This window comes from Gallintestinimicrobium sp., from assembly GCF_046968865.1.
Classification (GTDB): domain Bacteria; phylum Bacillota; class Clostridia; order Lachnospirales; family Lachnospiraceae; genus Gallintestinimicrobium; species Gallintestinimicrobium propionicum.
Genome location: NZ_JBKVPW010000003.1, coordinates 261857 through 285895, shown reverse-complemented (window position 1 = coordinate 285895; position 24039 = coordinate 261857). Strand labels below are relative to the sequence as shown.

General features: G+C 50.2%; 16 protein-coding genes. All 16 read right to left on the bottom strand.

What is annotated here, in order from left to right; all coding sequences use genetic code 11:
- Positions 1-78: 78 nt before the first annotated feature.
- The 16 genes from ACLTOQ_RS04725 to ACLTOQ_RS04650 all read right to left on the bottom strand — a co-directional run bounded on the left by ACLTOQ_RS04725 (position 79) and on the right by ACLTOQ_RS04650 (position 23923).
- Complete coding sequence (locus ACLTOQ_RS04725) at positions 79-1821, bottom strand: S1C family serine protease (RefSeq protein ID WP_412287548.1); 1743 nt, start codon at positions 1819-1821, stop codon at positions 79-81.
- A 132-nt stretch (positions 1822-1953) separates the two neighbouring features.
- Complete coding sequence (locus ACLTOQ_RS04720; protein WP_308728108.1) at positions 1954-2898, bottom strand: glycosyltransferase family 2 protein; 945 nt, start codon at positions 2896-2898, stop codon at positions 1954-1956.
- Between the two features lie 3 nt (positions 2899-2901).
- Positions 2902-4035 carry an LCP family protein gene (locus ACLTOQ_RS04715; RefSeq protein WP_412318915.1) on the bottom strand — a complete coding sequence of 378 codons (1134 nt, stop codon included), beginning with the start codon at positions 4033-4035 and terminating at the stop codon, positions 2902-2904.
- Between the two features lie 36 nt (positions 4036-4071).
- Positions 4072-5490, bottom strand: a complete 1419-nt coding sequence (locus ACLTOQ_RS04710) for an undecaprenyl-phosphate glucose phosphotransferase (protein ID WP_337755123.1) — start codon at positions 5488-5490, stop codon at positions 4072-4074.
- A 114-nt stretch (positions 5491-5604) separates the two neighbouring features.
- Complete coding sequence (locus tag ACLTOQ_RS04705) at positions 5605-6561, bottom strand: glycosyltransferase family 2 protein (RefSeq protein ID WP_412287547.1); 957 nt, start codon at positions 6559-6561, stop codon at positions 5605-5607.
- A gap of 121 nt (positions 6562-6682) precedes the next feature.
- Positions 6683-8062: a glycosyltransferase gene (locus ACLTOQ_RS04700; RefSeq protein ID WP_412318913.1), complete on the bottom strand. Its 1380-nt coding sequence runs from the start codon at positions 8060-8062 to the stop codon at positions 6683-6685.
- A 167-nt stretch (positions 8063-8229) separates the two neighbouring features.
- Positions 8230-9951, bottom strand: a complete 1722-nt coding sequence (locus ACLTOQ_RS04695) for a phospho-sugar mutase (protein ID WP_308728118.1) — start codon at positions 9949-9951, stop codon at positions 8230-8232.
- Positions 9952-10060: 109 nt separating this feature from the next.
- Positions 10061-12019 carry a glycosyltransferase family 2 protein gene (locus ACLTOQ_RS04690; RefSeq protein ID WP_262585053.1) on the bottom strand — a complete coding sequence of 653 codons (1959 nt, stop codon included), beginning with the start codon at positions 12017-12019 and terminating at the stop codon, positions 10061-10063.
- A gap of 7 nt (positions 12020-12026) precedes the next feature.
- Complete coding sequence (locus tag ACLTOQ_RS04685; protein ID WP_412287544.1) at positions 12027-14048, bottom strand: glycosyltransferase family 2 protein; 2022 nt, start codon at positions 14046-14048, stop codon at positions 12027-12029.
- A complete protein-coding gene (locus tag ACLTOQ_RS04680; protein ID WP_412318912.1) occupies positions 14033-16156 on the bottom strand; it encodes a class I SAM-dependent methyltransferase in 2124 nt (707 codons plus the stop codon). Before ACLTOQ_RS04680 ends, ACLTOQ_RS04685 begins: the two co-directional genes overlap by 16 nt.
- A 3-nt stretch (positions 16157-16159) precedes the next feature.
- Positions 16160-17464, bottom strand: a complete 1305-nt coding sequence (locus tag ACLTOQ_RS04675; RefSeq protein WP_412287542.1) for an ABC transporter ATP-binding protein — start codon at positions 17462-17464, stop codon at positions 16160-16162.
- 13 nt (positions 17465-17477) lie between these two features.
- On the bottom strand, positions 17478-18470 hold the full coding sequence (locus tag ACLTOQ_RS04670) for an ABC transporter permease (protein WP_118495736.1): 993 nt from the start codon (positions 18468-18470) through the stop codon (positions 17478-17480).
- A complete protein-coding gene (rfbC, locus tag ACLTOQ_RS04665) occupies positions 18467-19030 on the bottom strand; it encodes a dTDP-4-dehydrorhamnose 3,5-epimerase (RefSeq protein WP_021916178.1) in 564 nt (187 codons plus the stop codon). Before rfbC ends, ACLTOQ_RS04670 begins: the two co-directional genes overlap by 4 nt.
- Positions 19031-19053: 23 nt before the next feature.
- Positions 19054-19923, bottom strand: coding sequence for a glucose-1-phosphate thymidylyltransferase RfbA (gene rfbA, locus ACLTOQ_RS04660; protein WP_021916179.1), 870 nt, complete (start codon positions 19921-19923; stop codon positions 19054-19056).
- Between the two features lie 229 nt (positions 19924-20152).
- A complete protein-coding gene (gene rfbB / locus ACLTOQ_RS04655; RefSeq protein WP_117962278.1) occupies positions 20153-21232 on the bottom strand; it encodes a dTDP-glucose 4,6-dehydratase in 1080 nt (359 codons plus the stop codon).
- Positions 21233-21343: 111 nt separating this feature from the next.
- Positions 21344-23923: a GH25 family lysozyme gene (locus ACLTOQ_RS04650; RefSeq protein ID WP_412318911.1), complete on the bottom strand. Its 2580-nt coding sequence runs from the start codon at positions 23921-23923 to the stop codon at positions 21344-21346.
- Positions 23924-24039: the final 116 nt, after the last annotated feature.

Here is a 24039-nt window from a genome sequence, read left to right as displayed (position 1 = left end):
AAATGGCTACTGTTCACACGCGCTATTCGCAAAACCGGGATGACTGCAGCTCTCGCCCAGCCATCCCGGTTCCGTTTTTTATCTCTGTTTGCTTTCCTGTGCAGCCTTGCTCGCCGCATTGATCTGGTCATAGGAAGAAAGCGTGACTGTCACGTTTTTCTGCTGATAACCGTTTGCTGAATTTACCATAATCGTAATTTCAACGCTCTCCCCAGCTTTATAATACTGCATCTGCTTCGTCAGCTCTTCCTGATTCTGAACGGTTACGCCGTCAAACGCCACCACAATGTTGCCGCGCACCAATCCGGCAGCTTCCGCACCGGTTCCGGAATAAACCTGCGCCACAAAAATTCCCTGCGGCATACTGAAGTTCTCGGACAAATCGCTCGTCACATTGATGCAGGAAATTCCAAGATATCCGCGCTCTTCCTCGGAATATTTCGTCCGCGTCTGGCGTTCCATCAGATCTTCAATAATCGGTCTTGCCGTCGAAATCGGAATCGCGTAACCCATTCCCTCGATTGACGAGCCGCCGATCTTATTGGAGTTAATTCCAATCACCTCGCCCCGCATATTCAGCAGTGCTCCGCCGGAGTTACCGGGGTTGATCGCTGCATCCGTCTGAATCAGGGAAGTTCCTTCTTCGGAATTGCTGCTATCTATCTTACGGTTCAGTGCACTGATAACGCCTGTCGTCACAGACTGTCCATAGCCTAGTGCATTACCGATCGCAATGGCCGGTTCACCGATTTTCAGGCTGTCCGAATCTCCCATCCTTGCAATGCAGATTTCCTGTTTTGTGCTGTTCGCAATGGTATCCAGTTTTACTGCAACGACTGCAAGGTCTGCGGAAGCATCGGTACCCTTTACCTGCGCTTCTACGGTTTCCCCGTCGATAAACTGAACATACAGCTGCTCTGTGCTGTCCACTACGTGATTGTTGGTAACGATCAAAAGCTCCTGCTCGTTTTCTCCGATGATAATCCCGGAACCGCTTGCCGTCTCATCCTGGGAATAAGTCTGTCCCCAGAAATCCTGTACCGTCTGTGTAAAATTATTCGTAATCGAAACGCACGCCGGCATTACCGCTTCTACAACCTGCGTTACATCCGTTACAACTGCAGATGCGCTCTGCTGCTGTGCAATTTCCGATGCTGCAGCAACCTGTCCGTCTCCCGTTGTTGTATCCTCTGTCAGGGACGAATCTCCAGATCGTCCTGCTTCAGAGCGTTCGGGACTGTCTGTTGCTGCATGGTTTCCGTCATCTTCCTGATTTTTTGCATCATCTCCTGCATCCGGAGCTACCTCCAAAACGCCGACCGACGCGGAATCCAGCTGATTTGCCGATCGGATCGAATAAACTCCGATCAAGCCGATTCCAATGCAGACGCAAACAAAAATGACGACAAGTGCGCTAACAGCAATCCATTTGCCCGCAGAATCTCTTTTTTTGGGCGCAGGCGTCTGCTGTACGCCTGGCTGATAGCCATATTTCTGTTTTGAATCATCGCCCCGGTATCTGTCGTTATAATAATTTTGATATTCGTAACGGCTGCGCGAGGGCTGCGCGCCCTGGTCAGCGTCCGATGCGCTGTTGAATGTGTCCTGCATGTTGTCGGATGCGTTCTGTGCGTTATCCGCCGCACCCGTGCTTCCGCTGCTATATGCCGATGTGTCATCGGACACGCCACTGTATGCCGACATATCCGACGCATCCGTTTTCTGTGCACTGTCCGTGTATTCCTGCCCGCCGCTCTCCGGCGCTGTGCCGTCCATATGCTCCTGTCCGGTTGTTTCTTCCGGGTCGTATCCGTAACCCATGTTGTGACCTCTTTTCTCATTCGCTGCCGTATCCGGTGCGTCTGCTTGCTCTGCAGACAGTATACCGAATAGTTGTGTCCATTCTGTGAAAAAAGCCGCTTCCGGAGTTTTTCGGAAACGACTTTTTATGTCTTATTCTTTCTCCTGCTTCCAGTAGCCTTTCTGCAAACTGCAGAAGCGAACCAGCCCAGGCGGAAGCTTCTGGTATTTTTTACCGAAACGGTAGCCCAGCCATTTCATGCCGCTCTGCCAGATCAGCTTCGGCAGAAGCCACGGTGCGGTTTTTGCAAGATAAACGGCGGTCTTTTTGACCAGCTTCATGCCCTCGCCCTCCGGCGGCACACCGTCAAACACAGCCGGGTACTGCACATGGGATACACCGAGGTCAAAGTTTCTTGTAAACTGCTGCCAGCCGGAATAATTGTGGGAATGAATCACCTTCGCATCCGCTGCATAGGCGATCGCATAGCCCGCCTGAATCACTCCGGCAGCATAAATCATATCCTCGTTAAAAATCGTATGATTCACGAATCCGCCGAGCTGTTCAAAAATATCGCGCTTATAGGCGGCGCAGACGTTCGAGCAAAAATATGTCTTGATTCCGAGCCTCAAAAGATCCGCCTTTGTTTTGACCGACGGCTGCTCCGGGTAATTGAACTGCCTCGTATAGCGTTCCATTCGGCTGCAATTTTCTTCCGGAAGTTGTCTTGCATAGGCGGCTGCGATTTTTTCATCGGAAAACAAGGCCTTGCACAGCTCCTGCGTCAGATACGCATCCGCCGGAAGCGCATCCTGCGTCATGCAGACAAACACCTCCGCATCCGAATTGGAAACAGCGAGGTTCCGTGTTTTTCCATGATCGAACTCATCCTGAGAGATATGGAATAGCATCGCTTTTGGATGCTCTTTTAAAAATGTGTCGCAATCCATCAGCGCTTCAAACGCTTTTTTTTCGGTATTTACAATTACAATCCGGTTCACCGCAAGCACCTGCTTCTCCAGCTGCTCCATCAGCGCCAGAAAACGTTCCTTCGGGTGAAATGTCGGAATGATAACATCTACTTTTACAGAATCCATATTTTACTTTTTCATATACTGGCTGGTGTCTGCCTGTACCTTCTGGCTGTACTGTTTTACCTGATCGGAAGGTTCGTACTCGGTTACGTCGAACAGCAGCTCATGGAGCTTGACAACGTTTGTTTCCAGATCCAGCGGAATAACACAGGAACCCTTCTTGCCAATTGTGCCGGTTGCACGGCTATCTTCAAATGGCACACCGTCCTGTGCTACGATCTGATAATTTGCAACATCGGACAGGATGGAAGCCATTTCCGTCACATCCAGGTTGGTGTATACATTTTCCATCACCTTGTTCAGGATCGATACCAGAGTAGTCGGACTCATGGTCTTTGCCTTATCCATACATGCCATCAGCACTTTCCGCTGACGCTCTGCACGACCGAAGTCATCGCCGACATAGCGGATACGGCAATATGCGGTTGCCTGCAGACCGTTCAGCGTCTGCATACCGGAATGCGTAACCTTTACGATGTTCTCGTTCAGCGCATCATTTTCATTTTCTACGAACATGCTTCGCTGATAGTTGTTCAGATGGTCGATTTCGTTATCGTGCACGTCAATGTCTATGCCGCCCAGCTCGTCAATGGTCTCGATCAGCGCATCAAAGCCCACTGTCACATATTCTGTGATATCCAGGTCAAAGTTCATATTCAGCATGTTGATCGCCTGCTCCGGACCGCCCTGCGCATATGCCGCATTCGCTTTATTGTAGCTGTCCGTTCCGAGATTTAAGTAGGTATCGCGGTAAACGGAAACCAGCTTGACGTCTCCGGTGTCCTGATTGATAGATGCGATCATGACTGTGTCGGAACGGGAGCCCTTGCCCAGCTTGCCCTTTCTGGAATCCACACCAAACAGTGCGATATTACGGTAGCCTTTCATTTCCTTATTATTTTCTACCTGCGGGTTTACCACAATATCTTCTTCATTGATCTTGATCTTGTCAATCTTCGTTACCATATTGACGCCGACAATCGCAATCAGTAAAACGATCAGCGCTACGATTTCTACTGCAAAGAAGATGATTCTTCTTCTCTGTTTTGCCTTACGCTTCTTTGCAGACATCTTTTTTCTGCTGCTGGAACTGCCACTTCTCTGCGGTGCTCTCTTAGAGCTATTTGTACCTGTTGACATGTTTTCCTCTCCTTGTGTTTTTTTCACGCATCCAAATCAATACGCGTTTTCGTTGATAAATCCTCTGAAAATAGTTAAAAACATGATTTTGAAATCAAAGCTCATGCTCCAGTTTTCAATATAATAAATATCATACTCAATTCGTTTGCGAATCGACGTATCTCCCCGGTAGCCGTTGATCTGCGCCCAGCCGGTCAGCCCCGGACGAACCTGGTGCTTGATCATATAGCGCGGAATCTCTTCCTTAAACTTCTCAACATACTGCGGGCGCTCCGGTCTGGGACCTACCAGACTCATATCCCCGATCAGGATATTAAACAGCTGCGGCAGCTCATCAATGCTGGTCTTGCGCAGAATCCGCCCCACCTTTGTGACGCGGGGATCGTTTTTCGTCGTCCAGCCCTTCTTTTCTTCCGTGGTGTCCTGAACATACATTGTACGGAATTTGTACATTTTAAACGCATGATTGTGCTGTCCGATTCTTTCCTGACTGAAAATAATCGGTCCCTTACTCGTCGCACGGATCAAAATTGCTACGATCAAAAGAAGCGGCGACGTCACTATCAATCCGCAAAGCGAACCGACAATATCCACAGCGCGCTTTGCAACCGCATTTAATGTGTTGCTCAGCGGGACATAACGGATGTTGATGACCGGCAGTCCGCCAAGATCCTCCGTATAAGGCTTGCCCGGAATCAGGCTGTTATAGTCCGGAATAAACTTCGTATGCACGCCGGATTTTTCACAGAGATTGACAATCTCTTCCAGACGGTCGTAGTCCTGCAGCGCAAGGGTCACAGCGATCTCATCCAGTTTGTTTTCCGGCAGGATAAAGGGCAGGTTATCGATGGAACCAAGCACCTTGACTCCCTTGTAAACCGCGCCTCTCGGCACATTATCGTCCAGAATGCCCCGCACCATATAGCCCCACTGGGGATTGGCGATAATCCGGTCGATATAGGCTTCCGCCGCACGAGAATACCCCACCAGCAAAATGTGTTTCAAATTATAACCGCGTTTGCGCATCAGATGCAGGATTCTACGGATCAGCGCACGCACCAGAATTCCCGAAATCGTATTGATGATGGCAAATAATGCCAGCATGCCGCGGGAAAAATGCTGCAGCTCGCGGTCGATGGAGTTGGCAAGGTATAACCCTGCAAGAAACAGGATAATTCCGATCAGATTCGCCCTGATAATATTCAGTATTTCATTTTCCGGGCGTTGTACACGCTTCGGCGTATACAATTTGTTCCAGTAATAAAGGATCAGATAACCGGGTACAACAAAATAAAGGGCGGAAAAATATATGCCCATGTCCAGTACACCTATTTCTTTATCTGCAAAGCGGCTCCCGAACATCAGCCACCAGGCCAACAGATAGGAAGCTGCTGTAACCACGGCATCTACAACAACATGAAGCCGGTTCAAATAACGTTGATTATCCTTTATCATTACGGCTCGTCCCCATATTCAAAATGTAGTATACAATACCTTCCAGCAAAGCACAAGGATTTTTACGAATCGCGCAGGTGAACCGTAACACTTGTGTACGCCCACAATCACCGCTCACACACGCCGAAACAGGTTGACCCACAGCTGTAACTGCAAACTGCAATAATGCAGCAAATTTCGTCCTGCAAAGGGGACCTTATGCGCGCGTCCCTCTTTCGAAGCAGACAGACAGATTCCCGCCCGGATTCCTTTTGCGTAAGTCGCTCCAAATCCTTTTTTCATAAAAAACAGCTGTTTCATCAAAAATCCCGCCAGCAAAAACGGCAGATTCAGGATCAGCTGCAGCAGCGGCATATTTTTATAGATCAGATAAATATTGTTTCTCGAAGAATGCGTCACCTTAAACGCATTGTACCGCGAACCGGTAGAACCGCTCCCCGCGTGATAGACGACTGCAGCCGGCTCTGTGACATTTTTCAGCCCGAAAATCTGCGCCCGGTATCCGATATCCACGTCTTCCAGGTATGCAAAATGAAGCTCGTCAAACCCTCCGATCTGCTCCAGATGTGCCTTGCGGTAGAGCGCCGCCCCTGCACAATTGGAAAAAACGCGCTTTGGCGCTGTGTAATTGGAAGAAGGCCTTCCTTTGCCAATCGCATACGCCCAGCCAAATGCCGAGTACAGATCCCCCGCCGTATCGACAAGCTCCGGTTCCTTCATCGAAAGCATCTTCGCCCCGACTGAAAAAATCTTCTCATCCGCGTCCATTGCCCTTTCCAGACATTCCAGGCAGAAGCGGTCGGTTTTTGTATCGTTATTTAAAAGAAAAACGTACGGTGTAGCAGCAGCTTCAATTCCGGTATTGACTGCCGTACAAAAACCCTTATTTTCCGAAAAACAGATCAGCTTCACCTGCGGAAAATGCTCCTGTATCCACGAAACACTTCCGTCCGTCGACCCATTATCCACAACGATCACGGCGATTTCCACTGTGCTCTGAAGCAGGCTGTCCAGACAGTCCTGCAGAAAATGTTTTCCGTTATAGTTCGGTATTACCACGGTCGTTTTCATCCACCGATTTTGCTCCTCATGTTTCCTGTGTTTGCCGTCCGCGCGAGGGAAAGCCTCAGAGCGCGGATTGCCTGCCTACGCAGCAACAAAGCCGCCTGCCGCGGTGCACTCTATCTGCGGCTTACGCCTGCGGATCCCATAAAATCCCATACCCTGCCGCTGTCGCTTCTTTACAAAATTCCATACTCTTTTGAAGGATCTTTGTTTCCTGCGCTGCCGTCGGAAGCCCCTGGCAGGCTTCTTTTAATTCCGCTATCGTCTGCGCGTAACGCTCCTTTAATGCGCTGCAAACCTCCATGCTGCGCAGGTCTGCTGCCGGTGCGCTCTGCTGCAGCGCTGCACGGTGCATCGGTCCGGAATATCCTTTCCGAAGCCCTGCATACCGCATTGAACCGTCGTTTTCATACAGTCCGCTCACCAGGAAGCCTTTCGGATGCCGGATGCCAAAAATATCCCTGCCGCCCGGCAGAGGCTTTGCCCAAATCCCGATTTCCGGGCGCTGGCAAAATACACTGTCTTCATAGTCTTCCCGATAAAAGCCAAGATGTTTCAGCCCGCTCACTGTCGCCTTCCAGCCTTTTCGAAGACAATAATCTTCCAGCGCACGCTGCCCCGCCTCGTAAGCATAGCGCTTGCTCTGCGGGTTCGACGCCGTAGACGCTTCATGGCAGCGCCAGTGGTACAGCACCTTCGGCACATGCACAAACTGTCCGCCTGCCGCATACGCCCGCAGCATCAGATCGTAATCCTGCGCCCCGTCAAATCCGCTGCGCAGCTTTAGTTCTTTCAAAAATGCCGTTTCGATCACCGTAAAATGACAGATATAATTGTTGGTCAAAAGCAATTCCCCGTCAAAATCCAGCTTGAAATTCGGCTCATAGAAGCGGCTCGCCGCTCCGTCGCATTTATCTTCATCGGAAAACAGCACAAGCTTTTGTTTTCCGCGCTTTTTTTCTTTTTCCAGACAATCCGCCATCTCCCAGAGCGCATTCGCAGTCAGCAGATCGTCGTGATCCAGCAGACCGACCGCGTCTCCCGCCGCAAGTTCAATTCCTGCGTTCGTATTGGCGGAAATTCCTTTGTTTTCGGAAAGGGTGCAGAGCATGATGCTCTGATCCATCCATTCTGCAAGATTTGATGCATCTGCCGCTTTCCGCAGGCAGATTCCGTTCTTTTTTGCCCAGGCCTGTACAGACTCTGCCGTGCCTCCCGCATCCGCTACAATCAGCTCCCAGTGCGGATACGACTGCCTCGACACGCTATTAAGCATCGCCTCCAGATGCTCTTTTTTCGTCCGGTATGCCGGAACGATGATACTGATGCGCAAGGAAGCAGAATGCTCCCGTTGGAACGAAAGTGTCTTTTCGTCCGGCTCCTGCCAAGTATAGACCTCCTGTTCCTGCCCAATCCGCTCCAACACCGCCCACACGGCATTTCTGATTCCGTTTTTCTGCAGATAATTCCAGGTTTTTTTCAGATTGGATAGGGAAAAAACAGACATCCGTCGAACTCCTTTTCCTGCTACAGACGCCTGCGCGTGCCCAAGTGCCGGAAAACTCCGACACCGGGCACGCGCCGTGTCCTTTTGATTCGTGATATAAACCCTATGCCAGAGCGCATGCTGCATTTTTGCTGCAAAATACGCTGCTGGTGCTCCGGCTTTTTCTTTTACAGAATTGCCTTCAGGTCAGCGGTCAGCTTGTCAACCTTTGCCTGTGCATCTTCCAGACTGGTTCCCTTTACGCCCATATAGAATTTGATCTTGGGCTCGGTTCCGGACGGACGTGCACAGCACCAGGAATTGTTGGTCAGTTCAAAGTACAGAACGTTGGACTTGGGAAGTCCGGTCGGGCGAACCGCGCCGGTTGCCATATCTTTAACCTGATCCTTATCGTAGTCGCGCATCTCTACAACCTGCAGGTCGCCGAAATTCTTCGGAGGATTGCTGCGAAGCTTATCCATCATTGCGGAGATCTGGGCTGCGCCGTCGATTCCCTTCAGGGTGATGGCATACTGGGTTTCTTTGTAGTAGCCATATTTCTCATACAGTGCAAGCATCTGATCCCAGCAGGTCATGCCGTGCTTCTTGCACCATGCAGCGGTCTCGCACAGACACATTACTGCAACGATCGCGTCCTTATCTCTTGCATGGGTGCCTGCCAGACAGCCGTAGGACTCTTCCAGACCGAATACATAGTGGCCTTTCCCAGCCTGCTCCATCCATTTGATCTGCTCGCCGATATACTTAAAGCCGGTCAGAACTTCTCTTAATTCTACGTTATAATCTGCTGCAATCGCTGCTGCCATGTTGGTCGTAACGATGGTGGATACCATAACAGGATCAACCGGCATCCGGTTGGTAGCGGTGCGCTCGCGCAGAATGTACTCTGCAATCAGCATGCCGGACATGTTGCCGGTGAAGGGCATGTACTCGCCGGTCTTGGAATCCTTTGCATAAATGCCGAGACGGTCTGCATCCGGGTCAGTAGCCAGAACGATGTCTGCGTCCACCTTCTTTGCAAGCTTTAATGCCAGGGTAAATGCCTTGGGATCTTCAGGGTTCGGGTAATCCAGCGTCGTAAATGCAGGATCGGGACGTTCCTGTTCAGGAACAACATAAACGTGCTTGAAGCCCAGCTCAGCCAGAATTCTTCTGACGGGCTTGTTGCCGGTACCATGGAACGGTGTGTACACGATTTTCAGTTCATCCGCTACTTCCTTGATGATTTCGGGATGAATGATCTGTTTCTTTAACTCTTCCATGTAGGCAACGTCGATTTCTTCGCCGATGTACTGATACAGACCGGCTTCAATGGCATCGTCCTTGGACATGGTTTTTACCGTATGGAAATCGGTTACATGCTCTACCTCGTCGATGATCTCATGATCCTTGGGGGCAGTTACCTGTGCACCGTCCTCCCAGTAAACCTTGTAGCCGTTGTATTCCGGAGGATTGTGGCTCGCCGTTACAACGATACCGGAAATACAGCCTAAGGTACGCAGTGCAAAGGACAGCTCAGGTGTCGGACGGAGTTCATCGAATACATACGCCTTAATGCCGTTTGCAGCCATGCACAGTGCAGCCTCATCTGCAAATTCGGGAGAATAATAACGGCTGTCGTATGCAATTGCAACACCCTTGTCAGCGCCGCCCTGCTTTAAAATGTAGTTTGCCAGACCCTGTGTTGCTTTTCTGACAGTATAAATATTCATCCGGTTGGTTCCGGCTCCGATCACACCGCGCAGACCGCCGGTACCAAACGCCAGATCCTTGTAAAAACGATCTTCAATCTCCGCCTGATTATCTGCAATTTTACGGAGCTCTTCCTTGGTTCCTTCATCAAAGTAGGAATCCTCCAGCCAGAATTTGTACTGATCCATGTAATTCATCGCTTTTGCTACCTCCATCTTTTCTGATGCCTGCCGTCTCTTACGTCCCTGCCTGTCAGTCTTCCCTTGGCTGCAGTGCATCTTCTTTAAGTCAGTATACACTATTTTTTCAGACCCGTAAAGAAAAGTCAGATTTATCTAACGAAAAATTCGGGTTGAAATAAGGATCTCCGGCTTCCAGCTCGGCTTTCCATTTGTTGCGGAAGCGTTCGGACTCTTCGTTATACCGTTTTGCTTTTTCTCCCTGATCGTCTAATCCTCTCGAAATCGATTCGAAGTGATACAGCTCGGCAAAGGGCGTAAAGACGTTCAGATAACCAGCCTTGCGCAGCTTCAAACAGAAGTCCACATCGTTTAATGAAATTTCAAAGCTCTCGTCCAGACCGCCGACCTGCTCATAGAGCGATTTTTTCACCAAAAGACATGCTCCGGTTACTGCCGTCATGTCCTGCGCATAGCACAGACGTCCCATGTATCCTAAATTTTCCCGTTTCTGGCGGTAATGCACATGTCCTGCCGTCCGATGCGCGCCAAGCCCGATCACGACGCCCGCATGCTGGATCGTTTTATCCCCATAGTAAAGCTTTCCGCCGACTGCGCCGACATCCGGGCGCTGCGCATACATCAGAAGCTCTTCCATCCAGTTGATCGTAATTACCTGCGTATCATTGTTTAACAACAGCACATAGTCTCCGGTCGCAAGAGAGACGCCGAAATTGTTGATTTTCGAATAATTAAATTTACCCTCGAAGGTCACCACGCGGATCTGCGGATTATTCTGCAGCTCGTCATAGTAGGAAAAAATCTCCTTCGTCTCGCTGTTGTTCTCCACGACAATGATCTCGTAGTTTTCCCAGGTCGATTTTTCCACAATGGAGCTGATACAGCGGCGCAGGTCTTCCACATGATCCTTGTTCGGAATAATGATAGAAATCTTCGGTTCCCCGATAATTTCATAACTGATTTTAAAAATCGTCTCAAACGCGCGAGTGCTCGTAATTGTAAAGTTTTTGAAGCCGTGTCTGCGCAAATGATCCGCAACCGCGCCTCTCGCCGCTTCGACCACGTAAGGCTTTGCCTCGATATTGCCCGCAACACTGCCTGCATGGGAGCGCCAATAATACAGAAGCTTCGGCACATGGACGATATGCTTCGCATTGTCCGTCAGGCGCAGAATCATGTCATGATCCTGGCTGCCGTCAAATTTTGTCCGAAACAGCTCCGTGCCATCCAACAGCTCTCTGGAAAATACGCTGAAATGACAAATATAGTTGTTCGCGCGCAGGTTGTCGATCGCATAATCCGGCTTGAAGTGCATCGTGATCATCTTGTTGATGTCCGGGCTCTTAAACGTCGCCTCATCACAGTAAATAAAGTCCGCATCCTTTTCGTTGATCGCCTTTACATACTCGTAAAGTGCGCAGGGATGCAGAATATCGTCGTGGTCAAACAGCCCGATAAACTCGCCGGATGCAAGCTTATAGCATTCGTTCGTGTTGCCCGAAATGCCCTCGTTTTTGGCAAGCTTCTGATAAACGATTCTCGAATCCTGCGCCGCCAGCCTTTTGCAGTATTCACCGACATAGGCGTGCGCATCGTCCGAACCGTCCGCCAGACACAGCTCCCAGTTTTTGTAGGTCTGCCACTGGACGGAGCCGATCATCTCGGTTAAAAAGCTTTCCGGCGTGTTCCACAGCGGAACAAGAATACTGATCTTGGGCATCCGTTCAAAGACAGCCGCCTCCTGCTTCTGTCTTTCCTCTGCGGACGGGAAGCTCTGGGTGCCGTAATGGGTCATCGCCTTCTTTTCCCAGGATTTATAGCGTACCTTTGCAATCACGCCCGACAGGCTGCCGCAATTTTTCAAACGGTCCTTCTGGCGGATCACAAAATGCATGCACTTTCTGGCAGGGCCGGACGCTTTCCAGATCGGATTGTTTTTGATGCGGTTCAATTTGAACTGCAGATCGTCCACCTGATCCTCCAGCTCAGCGACCCGGTTTGCCAGATAAACGGCTTTATAATGTTCTTTCTCGTAAGCGTCCTGATAGTCCTTTTTTTCTTCCATGATTTTATTATTTCCTCACTGTAAGCATTTCCGGACTGAAGCGGTAAAGCTTCTGCCGCGAGCAGGTATCTTCCCACAAAAAGCCGATCAGGTAGTCTCCCTCCGGCAGGCTGTCCCGATCGAAGGTCACGCACACGCCCGGCAGCTCGGTATGGACAATTCCGTGCAGATTTTCGTCGATATCCGGGCGGAACTGCCTCGTACAGGGAATCCTCCAGACCTCGCCCCGATCCTCAGGAATCGCTTCCGTACTGGAGCCGGGCGCAATATAGCCGGTCTCCACCTTCTTTAACAACAGGGAAAAATCGTACCGACAGTTGTCAACCTGCAGTGCCCACGTCCAGCCCTGGATCATCCAGTCGCCAGTTCCTGCTCCTGCAGCGCCTCTTTGCCAGCGCCCCATGTCCCCGGCGAACTCCACACCGATGCGCAGCACCTCGTTATGCCACTGCGGTTCCAGAACACCCTCGATCTTCTCAGGGGAAACTTTTTCCACTCTTTTGTCAAAATCATAACGGCAGCCCGTATAAAATTCCGCATCCAGCACATCCTTTACCAGATATCTGTGATAGAACGGGTCGGTTCCGTATAGGGACGGGTGCAGTTCATAGAGCAGATTCAGTTCCTGATGCAGGCGGCGCAGCTTTTCCGTGCTGTCGTCCGCACCGCGGCTTAAGGATTCATGATGCGTCAGCGTCACGTCGTTGCGTACCACGTTGTAATAGCCCATTTCATATACATGATAGCAGAATTCCACGTCGTTGAACGCGACACGCAGGTTCTCGGACAGTCCTTGCGCCTGATCGTAAATGCTTTTTTTCACCAGCAGGCAGGCTCCGGTTACACCCAGGACATCCATCGCCATGCGGTTGCGCCCGAAATAAAATTTCAGCGCATCGGAGCGGAACTGCAGCTTGTGTGCAGGCCCCAGATGAATGTTGGTGATGCCCGCGTGCTGAATGATCTCCGTGCCCGGATAGATCAGCTTTGCGCCCACCGCGCCGACATGCGGCAGAACCGCCTTTTCCATCAGCTTTTCCAGCCAGTTGTCCTGCGTAATTTCGATATCATCATTCAATAACAGGATGTAATCGCCGGTCGCCAGGGACACGCCAAGGTTACACATTTTGGAAAAATTGAACTCCATCGGTTCATAGTGATAAACGAACCGGAAATCCTCGTTCAACATATCGCGCATCCGTTCAATTCTTGCACGGTTTTGTTCATTGCTTCCGTTATCCACAACGATGATCTCAAAATCCCGGTAGTTTCCACTTTCCAGGACAGAATGAATGCAATTCGATAAAATATGGGGATGATCCTTGGTCGGGATGATGATTGAAACCTTCCCGGAGGGCGTAAGAGGCCAGCCTCTTCTTACATATGCCGCCTTTTTCAGATCATCATACGTCTCTTCCATACCCCAGACTTCGATTTTTTCATGATGAAACAGCACACTGTCGATATGCGCCGTTCCATTCTCGATTTCCGTCAGGCGCAGCACCAGGTCATAAAGGTTGCGCAGTGGGTTCTCATCTGCCAGCCACGGACAGTTCTCCATCGCCTGTCTGCGCACCGCAAAGAATCCGCCGAAATAAAAGCAGGACATCAGTGTATCCGGCGACCAGTCCGGCTTCAGCCAGGGATTTTTGCGCTTACCGGCTTCGTCGATTTCATCCTCGTCCGCGTAGGCGATCACCGTTTCAGGATGGGCTTCAAACCAGCTGAGCACATGTGAAATGCCTCTCGTGTCCGGGCTTGCGTCCGGCGCGTGGAAAATCAGGACGTCCGCCGGCGTTGCGCCATTTCCATACCGCCGCACATCAAAATCCGCGCGGCACTCATCGTAGGAGATCACCTCCGCGTGCTCTGCCCTGTACTCTGCGCGCAGTGCCTCGTCCTCCTGTGCTTCCTTTTCCCGAATCCACTCGTCATAGGTGAGGGTCTGTTTCTGAATCTGCTCCTGATACCAGCGGTATCTTTTCTTTACCAGATTATTCTGAATTGTTTCTTTTATCTTTGAAACCAAAAACCTTTCCTCCTTGCCGCTGCCGCCAGGCGCGCCTGAATATCCTGCAGCATTTCCGCCGACAGCCATGCGATCTGTGCCCGGATGATCAGCGCTTCGCCATCCGTCGCCTCGTTGTCCAGACAATCCAGCCGAACGCTGATGTTCGGATCTCCTGTTTCAAACAGTACCGTCGGAACATGGTCCGGGGTATCTGCAAGCACCTGTCCGTTCGTCGACAGGCACTGATCCAGCTGTGCCCGCGTCAGCGCTTTTCCGCGCCATTCGATTCTATGAATCTGTACCAGACACGGCAGCTCCGCAGGATCTAAGCGAATCGCTTTTGTACCTGCTTTGCAGATGATCCTGGCGTTGATCAGATCGTCCGCCTCATATGCATCATATTGATAATAAGAATGCTCCGGTGTATATCCTGCGCCGAAGTCTTCAAATACCTGCACCTTTTTGCGGTCCGCCCGGGCAAAAAATTCCTGATACGGCACAGCTCGGTTGCCGATCAGATGCCGAAGCTGTCCAAGGGCCGTCCGGCTCCGACCGTCCTTTTCCTGCAGGACAAAATGCTGGAACGCCAGCTCTTTTTCCGAAAGCTCATACATCTGCTCTTTGCCGATGCCGAGGGCTTCCAGATGCTTTTTCACAATCGGATGCTCCATCCGAACCGGATCCTCCTGACCATAGCAGTTCAATGCCCGGCTGATGATCTGCTGCGGCGTCAGCTTGTCTGTCGTCCACTCGTAATCGATCATCGTCCAGATATCACCCTGTACGCAGATATTCGGGAAGGTCAGGTCATAATCCTGCTTCGTCCCCTCCGCTTTCCACGCTGCGATTTTGCAGTAACGGTCAAACAGCTTATCAAAACCAGCTTCGTCATTGTTCTGTAAGCACTCATCCAGCAGCTCTTCCAATGTCCGGCTATTTTCGAGATATTCGATTTCCGCAAAGGGCAATCCATCCGGATTCCGTTTCAATTCCAGACGGTTGACTGAGAGGGTGCTGCCTTTAAACCGTTCTGTGAAGACGCATTCATTTTCTGCCAGGGCTTCAATATGTGCCGCAGCAGCTGAGGCTGCCGGATATTTCCGGACAGTGTGTTTTCCGTCCTTTTCCAGAATATCCGTGCGAATGCTCAGATGCTCCGCCCTGTCGTTGGAAAAACGGCTGTATACAATATCCGTCATGGGCCCTGTCATCACGAGGAACGAATTGCTGTACTGTCCAAACAGTCCCTCGCGGATGAGCATGTCGAACACCTTTTTTTCATCGAACAGCAGCATCCGGTCACGGTCGAAATTCCGTATGTTATTAGATAGTTCTCCGACTTTCGGCAGATACCGGTCGGAGTACAGCGTCGTCATAAATTTATAATCCGGATAAGGGTAGTAGAAATGATATTCCGTCTCACCGCATTCTTTCAGGATTTTTTCCAGACCGCTCCGGGAAAAGGTGCGAGCCGCACCGCCCTGAGGGTAATCCTCCAGGCCCGAAAAAAACGTGCCGACGTGGTCTTCCCGGCATCCCGCCCAATATTTTAAACCAAGCTTATTCTCTATCGCAATCACGATATGTCCATCGGATTTCACATGTTTTTTGATAATCCGGTAGAAATCGTGAAAGGGGGTTTTTCCGCCGATATAGCTCTGCCCGTATTCGAACACGCCGATCAGACAGACAAAATCATAATCCGTCGGCAGATCCGGCTCGATGTCCGAAAAGTTGCCCACATGGATCGTCACGTTGTCACGGTCCTGATGGCGGTAAGCGTTGATCAAGCTGCGTTTTTTCGAAAGGTCGACGCAGGTTACGCTGCCTGCCTTCTGTGCGAGGCTTCCCGTAATCGCGCCGCAGCCGGAACCGATTTCCAGCACCTTCATGCTTTTGTCAACAGGCAGCCATCCGACGATATTTTCCCGCAGGTCGGAAAGGTGGTAAAGCACCTCCCAGCTCGCCGCTTTATAGATTTCCTGGGGATATTCCCGGGGCGGGATTGTTTTTACCAGCTCCAAAAGTGCATCCTCCGACGCTCCGTCGCAGTAAAAATCCTGTTCCGGATAATGGGAATAATCCAGCACAACATTCCCGATCTTCTCTGTCCTGCCTGTCTGCATACGTTAAATCTCCTTCACCTCAACCTGAGATTCCATATCAAAATAGCCCACCGTATCCTTGTCGGACACGACCGTAATATTCAGCACGTCATAAAGGCGATGATACACTTTAAACGTATCTTTTTCATATCCTGTCACACCCAGGGATATGAGATAGTCACCGCCCTGCAGGCGCATCTTCTGGCGGAATGTAATTTCCAGCACCTGACCTGCCTTTACGCTCTCCAGAAACGTCTTTTCAAACATCGTGTTCGTTCCCGTGATCTCCACGCCCTTGATGTTTTTGATGGAAAAAGCAAAGATCGGTGCCGGAAGATCCTGACCGATTTTCACCTTCATATGCATCGTGAATTCGTCGCCCTTTAAAATTGCGGTCGTCTGCACGTCGTTTTTGTCCGTAATGTAATACGAAACAATTTCCGCCTGCTTCGTGCCGTATTCCAGTGTCTCCGGGTTGACGCCCATGCGCGCCGCTTCCTGCTTCTTTTTCTGTTTGTCAAGCGCCGCCCGAACATCCCCGTCCGCCGTCAGGTCAGGTACATCCACGCCAGCCTTAGGCGTTTCGTACTGTCCCACCAGCACCTGCTTGTAGGCGTCGATCATGTCTTTGGGCAAGCCTTCTCCGAGCTTTACGCCCTGATTTAACAGGATCGCACGGTCGCAATATTTGCTGATCGCGCTCAGATCGTGGCTGACGAACAGGATCGTCTTGCCTTTTTTCTTGAATTCCTCGAATTTTCGATAGCATTTTGCCTGGAAAAATACGTCGCCAACCGAAAGCGCCTCATCGACGATCAGGATTTCCGGGTCGATATTGATGGCAACTGCAAATGCCAGTCGGACAAACATACCGCTGGAATAGGTCTTTACCGGCTGGTACACATAGTCCCCGATATCCGCAAAATCCAGGATATCCTGCAGCTTTTCATCAATTTCTTTTTCAGAAAAACCGATCATCGTTCCATTCAGATAAATATTTTCGATGCCGTTGTATTCCATGTTAAAGCCTGCGCCCAGCTCCAGCAAGGCGGAAATTCTGCCGTTTACCTGCACAGTGCCGCTCGTCTCATGTAATACGCCGGTGATAATCTTTAAAATCGTCGATTTGCCGGAGCCGTTCGTGCCAATAATGCCGACAGTCTCTCCTTTATAAATGTCCAGACTGACATCCTTTAATGCGTAATGCGGCGTGGAAAGTTTCTTTTTTGTCAGTCCCAGGGATTCGATCAGACGGTCCCGGTTTCTGCGGTACAGCTTGTATACTTTGCTCACCCTGTCCACATGAATTGCCAGTTCTTTTTGTTCCATAACCAGTTTTCCTTTACATGATATCCGCAAAATGAATCTTGAGTTTCTTGAAAATCAGCGCACCAATGCCAAACAGCACCACCGTGATAATCCAGAAATAAACCGTGGAGTAAAAATCCTCCCAGAACCACTGTTTTCCGTATACAGCGCTTCTGTAGCCCTCCACAATGTATACAAGCGGATTGATTTTCACGATCATCTGAAGCTTCATCGGAAAATCATTGATATTCCACAGCACCGGAGTTGCCCACATACCGACCTGCAGAAAGATATTGACAATGGACTGCAGATCCCTGAAAAAGATAACAACCGAGCAGGTCGTATAACTGAGTGCCAGTACAAAAACGAACATGCAGAAGCTGTAATAAAATACCTGCAGTGTATACAGGCTCGGATAATAACCATTTAATGCTGCCACGATCAGTAAAACCAGCACGAAAAACGCATGAATAAATGTCGCTGCAATAATCTTGATAATCGGCAGGATACTGATTTTGAATACGACTTTTTTTACCAGGTAATTATATTCCAGCAGCGATACCATTGCGCTGGTCAGGGCTTCGGAAAAATAAAACCAGGGCACCAGTCCCGCTGTCAGAAACAGGATATACGGAACACCTTCTACGCCTCCGGAGGCATAACCAGTCCGGTTTGGGAAAATAATCACGAAAACAACCCAGTACATCGCAACTGTGATGACCGGCTGCACCATCGCCCAGAACGCTCCCATATAAGAGCCTGCGTAGCGCTTTTTGAAATCGCTCTTTGCCAGTTTCCAGATCAGCCTGCGGTTCTGGTATAATTCCACCGGCAGTACCGTGATCTTATCGTATAACCGGATAAAGGCAATGACCGCCGCCACGATCAGCACGCAGGCAATCACTTTTTTCAGCAGCTCATCCTGCGGATTGGCAAGGGGATTATGATAAACAAGGATAATAACGGCAAGAATCGCCATCACCGCAGTGAATATGGCGATTCCTGTTTTTTTATTCAGTCTCTTCATTTATTTCTGCTTTCTGTAAATTCGGCAAAAGAGCCCCACTTTTTATCTTTGTCAGACAAGGTCAGTTCCATTCCTTCCGGAATCGGCCATTCTACGCCGATCTGGGGATCGTTCCATGCCAGACCGCCTTCGTCGTTGGGATGATAGAAGTCGGTGCATTTATAGGCAAATTCCGCATAATCCGACAGCACTACAAAGCCGTGTGCGAAATTCTTGGGGATAAAGAACTGCTTTTTGTTCTCTTCGGAAAGCAGCACACCGTACCACTGACCATAGGTTTTGGAGCCGGGACGTAAGTCAACCGCAACGTCAAACACTTCGCCGCGAATCGCTCTCACCAGTTTGTCCTGGGGGTAATTGATCTGGAAATGAAGCCCCCGCAGAACGCCTTTTTTGGATGCGGACTGGTTGTCCTGTACGAAAACCTGATCGATGCCGGCTTCCTTGTAATCGTTGTAGTTATAAGTCTCCATAAAGTAACCGCGGGCGTCGCCGAACACCTGGGGGGTGATCACCTTAAGACCTTCGATATGACATGTTTCTACTGAAATTTTTCCCATTTTTCTATTCTCCTGTTCCGTTTTTAAAGTCCGTTTGCGACCTCTACAAGATATTTGCCATAGTTGGTCTTCATCAGCGGCTCCGCAAGCTTTAAGAGCTGCTGTTTATCGATAAAACCTCTGCGGAACGCGATTTCCTCAATGCAGGAAATGTACATGCCCTGACGCTTCTGTACCGCTGCGACGAAATCTGCCGCATCCAGCAGTGCATCGTGGTTGCCGGTATCGAGCCATGCAAAGCCTCTGCCCAGCGTCTCCACCATCAGCGTCCCTCTGCGCAGATATTCGTTGTTGATCGAAGTGATTTCGATCTCGCCTCTTGCAGACGGCTTTACGTTGCGGGCGATTTCCACAACGTCGTTATCATAAAAATACAGTCCGGGAACTGCGTAGTTGCTCTTGGGATGCTCCGGCTTTTCCTCGATGGAAAGCGCTTTGCCGTTTTCATCAAATTCCACCACGCCGTATTCTCTGGGATCGCGGACAAAATAGCCGAAAATTGTCGCGCCTTTTTCCCTCTCCGCCGCCTGACGCAGCACTCTGGAAAAGCTCTGTCCATAGAAAATATTGTCGCCCAGAACGAGGGCAACGCTGTCGTTTCCGATGAAATCCGCGCCGATCAAAAATGCGTCTGCCAGTCCGCGGGGCGTCTCCTGAACCGCATAGGACATCGAAAGTCCCAGCTGCTCGCCTGTACCGAACAGTTCTTTAAAAGCAGGCAGATCCCTGGGCGTGGAAATAATCAGAATCTCCCGGATGCCCGCCAGCATTAGTGTGGAGAGTGGATAATAAATCATCGGTTTGTCGTAAACCGGCATAATCTGTTTGGATACCGCCTTGGTCAGCGGATAAAGGCGGGTTCCAGAGCCGCCTGCAAGAATGATACCTTTCATAGATTCCTCCATTCCTATGCGTTCATTCGCCTGTATGAAAAACATTTTGCTTTACAGGATCGCTCCGGCGGCACTGTTCTACTGCCCGGCAGCACTGTTCTACCGCCGTGCGCTCCTGCCCAGATGCGCCAAAAGGGGAACGGTGTCGCGCGCCGTCCCCATTCTGGTATACAAAGCCCTGTTTTCTTCGGTCTGTCCGGCATTTTCCTCCCGGCAGTCCGGAAATTTCTCAGGCTTTGTACATTTCGTTATAATATTTCTGGTAGTCGCCGCTGGTTACGCGCTCCATCCAGTCTTCATGCTCGAAGTACCATGCAATGGTCTTTTTGATGCCTTCTTTGAACATCGTCTCCGGATACCAGCCGATCTCTTCCTTGATCTTGTCGGGAGCGATCGCGTATCTTCTGTCGTGTCCCTTACGGTCTGCTACATAGGTAATCAGATCCTTGCTGACAAGCGCCTTGCGCGGGTCGTCGTCTGCAAGCATCTCCTGCAGGGTCTCGATAATGATTTCGATGATCTGAATGTTCTGTTTTTCGTTATGACCGCCTACATTGTAGGTTTCGAACAGTCTGCCCTGCTCCTGCACCATGTCGATGGCCTTTGCGTGGTCTTCGACATACAGCCAGTCGCGGACGTTCTTGCCGTCGCCGTATACCGGAAGCTTCTTGCCGTGCAGCGCATTGTTGATGATCAGCGGAATCAGCTTTTCCGGAAACTGGTAAGGGCCGTAGTTATTAGAGCAGTTTGTGATATTTGCAGGGAAATGATAGGTATCCATATACGCTTTTACAAGCATATCAGATCCTGCCTTGCTGGCAGAATACGGGCTGTGGGGCGCATAGGGGGTTGTCTCATAGAAATAGCCGCCATCTTCGCTCAAAGAGCCGTATACTTCATCCGTCGAAACATGCAGGAATTTCTTGCCCGGCTTAAAGGTGCCGTCCGGAAGCTCCCACGCGTTCTTTGCGCAGTTTAACATCACGGCAGTACCCAGCACGTTGGTCTGTACGAATACTTCGGGATTTTTGATGCTTCTGTCTACATGGCTTTCCGCTGCAAAATGCACTACGCGGTCAATATCGTTTTCTGCAAAGATCTTTGCAATCGCTTCTTTATCGCAGATATTTGCTTTTACGAAGGTATAGTTATCGCGGTTTTCAATGTCTTTTAAGTTCTCGAGATTGCCCGCATAGGTCAGCGCATCCACATTGATGATGCGGATTTCGTTGTCATACTTGCGGAACATATAGTGAATGTAATTGGAACCGATAAACCCCGCTCCTCCGGTAACAAGATAGGTTCTCATGCCTCTTCTCCTTTTCGATTCTGCGCAAAAGGACGCAAAATCCCATAATCCTGATTTTTTTCCAGTGTACCATATTTTCCGTGTTTTTCCAACAGGAAAATACGACTGATATCAGTAACCCATATAGCTAACGTTTAAGTCAACATTTCCTTTGATTCCTGCAATCGACCCTCTCGACGAATACTGCCACATCTCGTAACGTCCTCCATAGGTCGGTGCAGCAACATACTGTGCCAGCCAGATCTTGCAGCCGCCAAGGGCGCCTGTATTGATCTTTTCCGTCAGCCAGTTTTTGTTCGCATATAGTCCCGGTGTGTAGCCGCTGTTACGGATCGTCTGGCAGAATGCGTTGATGACAGACGTTCGCGCCGCTTTGGAAATTCCGTCTGCGCGCCCATTCGCGCTCTCCACGTCAATATAGACAGGATAAGTGATTCTGTATTTTTTAATCAGGGAAAGCGTCATGGAGGCCTCTTCGACCGCTTCCACTTCATTCACCGCTTGGCTGAAGAAATAAATGCCGACCTTCAGACCTGCCGCCGTCGCGCCCTGAATATTGCTCTTAAACTTCTGATCCTCGACCAGCACGCCCGAAGCCGAGCCGCGATAGCCGCAGCGCAGGATGACATACTGCACACCGGAATTTTTGACTGCGTTCCAGTCGATATTGCCGTTGTGTTTGGAAATGTCAATTCCCATCACAGTTCCCGTATTTAAGCTGCCGTCCCCATTGAACGTGTATTTCACGCCCTGGATCACCTGTTCGCCGGTAACGGCGGTCCCGTTTTTGTCATAGAAAAAGCGTTTTCCGTCGATCGTCTGCCATCCGGTATACCGATATTCCACATTCGCTTTTTTGCGGTAAAATTTGTCTTTGGTATAATAATCCGCCGTCGTTGCCTCACGGTAGGTATCCCCGTCCTTGCAGTACAGCTGGTTGCCGTTTTTATCTTTCAATAAGGTCTTTGTATCGCCGCGGTTTATCTTTTTCTCCGTCACCTTCACGGTGCTGATTCCGCTCTCTACGTTGCTGCCGTCCTGCGCGACCGCTTTGATCTTCGCTTCTCCGGCTTTTACGCCTTTTACCGTTCCCTTATCATCCACCGAGACAAACTCTTTTCCGGAAACGATTTCCCAGCGAACGGACTTGTTCGCTGCATTGTCCGGCGATACCGTTACAGAAAGGGAAACAGTCTGTCCGACCTCAACCGTTGCAGAGCCTGAGATCGTGATTTTCTTGACCTTTACCTCCTCCGGCTTGGTTTCCGGCGTTTTTGTCGGCTCTGTCACTGCAGTGCTGCTTTCGGTTGCAGATTCGCTTTCCGAAGGCTTTGTACTTTCACTCTCGGATGGCTTCGTGCTCTCGCTTTCCGTCGGCTTGCTGCTTCCGGATTCCGATTCGCTTTCCGAAGGCTTTGTACCTTCACTCTCGGACGGCTTTGTGCTTTCGCTCTCGGAGGAAGATTCGCTCTCGGTCGGCGGCGTATTCTCATTCTCTGCCGGGGATTCCTCCCTGGTCTGGTCGAAAACGGCGATCTGCGTTTCCTTTGCAAAATATGCGTATTTTATCTCCGGCTCCAGAAGTCTTGCCTGGGCAGGCTCCGGGATATCGGACTTGCCGACCTCTTCATATTCCTGTCCGTTTCCTGCCGGCGTTTTGGTGGACGCAACCCATTCCACAGTATCCTGCAGAACCGATTCCACTGCCGGTGCAATCGCGGTATCCTCTTTCGCCACGTTGATCTCCGACTCCTTTTTGATCTCGTCCGTCACGTCGACCTTTTTATACTCAATCTTGTCCTTTACCGTCACTCGCCCGGAAATTCCGGCTGCTTTTCTGCCGCTGATTTCATCCGGTCCGGTCACGGTAACGACGTAATCGCCTGCTTTTAAGTCTTTTAAATAAATTATGCCGTCCTTGTCGTCATCCTTTGCGTTCTGGCTCGACGCGCCCTCCAGCTTTACGGTAAAGGGTTGATTTCCTATCAGCTTACCGGAGTTTTTGTCCGCGAATTTAATTTTCATATCCTTCTGCATCGAAGACAGCTTTAAAATAACGTCGACATTGGCTTCCAGATCCTTTTCCTCATATCCGGTTTCCGTCTCCGTCGTCTCTTCTTCAGAAGCCTCCTCCGGGGCGTTCTGCGCTGCGACAGCGACCGCCGACAGAACCTCTTCCCCGGACATCCCGATCGCTTCCAGATTTTTCCCGACTACAGCCACCGCCTCCATCTGCTTATTCTGCTCGTTTCGTCTCAGATACATCGATGTCGTAAACGCTGCCGCTGCCAAAACCAGCACGCCCGTCAGAGCAATCGCGATATCCAGCGCCGCCATTGGCTCTTTTCTGGCAGACCGGTGTTTTCGGTTTCTGCCGGATGCTGCGGTCGATGCGGACCCAGAGCGCTTTACAGTGCGGTTCTGACTGCTTTTTTCATGAAAGGTCTGACTGCTTTTTCCGGCAGGCTTTTTCACGCGGCGCTTATTGCTGTGCGCTGCTGTTTTGCCGGATACCTCGTCCCAGTCATCGAGAAATTCTCCATCGTCCCAGTTCGACTTTTTCCGCTCGGGAATACGTTCTGCGCGCTGCGCCTTTTTTTTCTGTTCTGATACGCTCTTTCTGTCTTTTATCCCATGGGGAGCCGCTTTTTTGGCACTTCCCGTTTTTTTCTTCTTATGCTGTTCCTCCACTGATTCCCTCCTGCCAGCTTTCCTGTCGAAAATTGTAAACGTTTTTTCGTTGTGTATTTTTTGTCTAAATGGCACAATATGTTTATCCGGACAAAGACTTTTGTCACCCAAAAGAA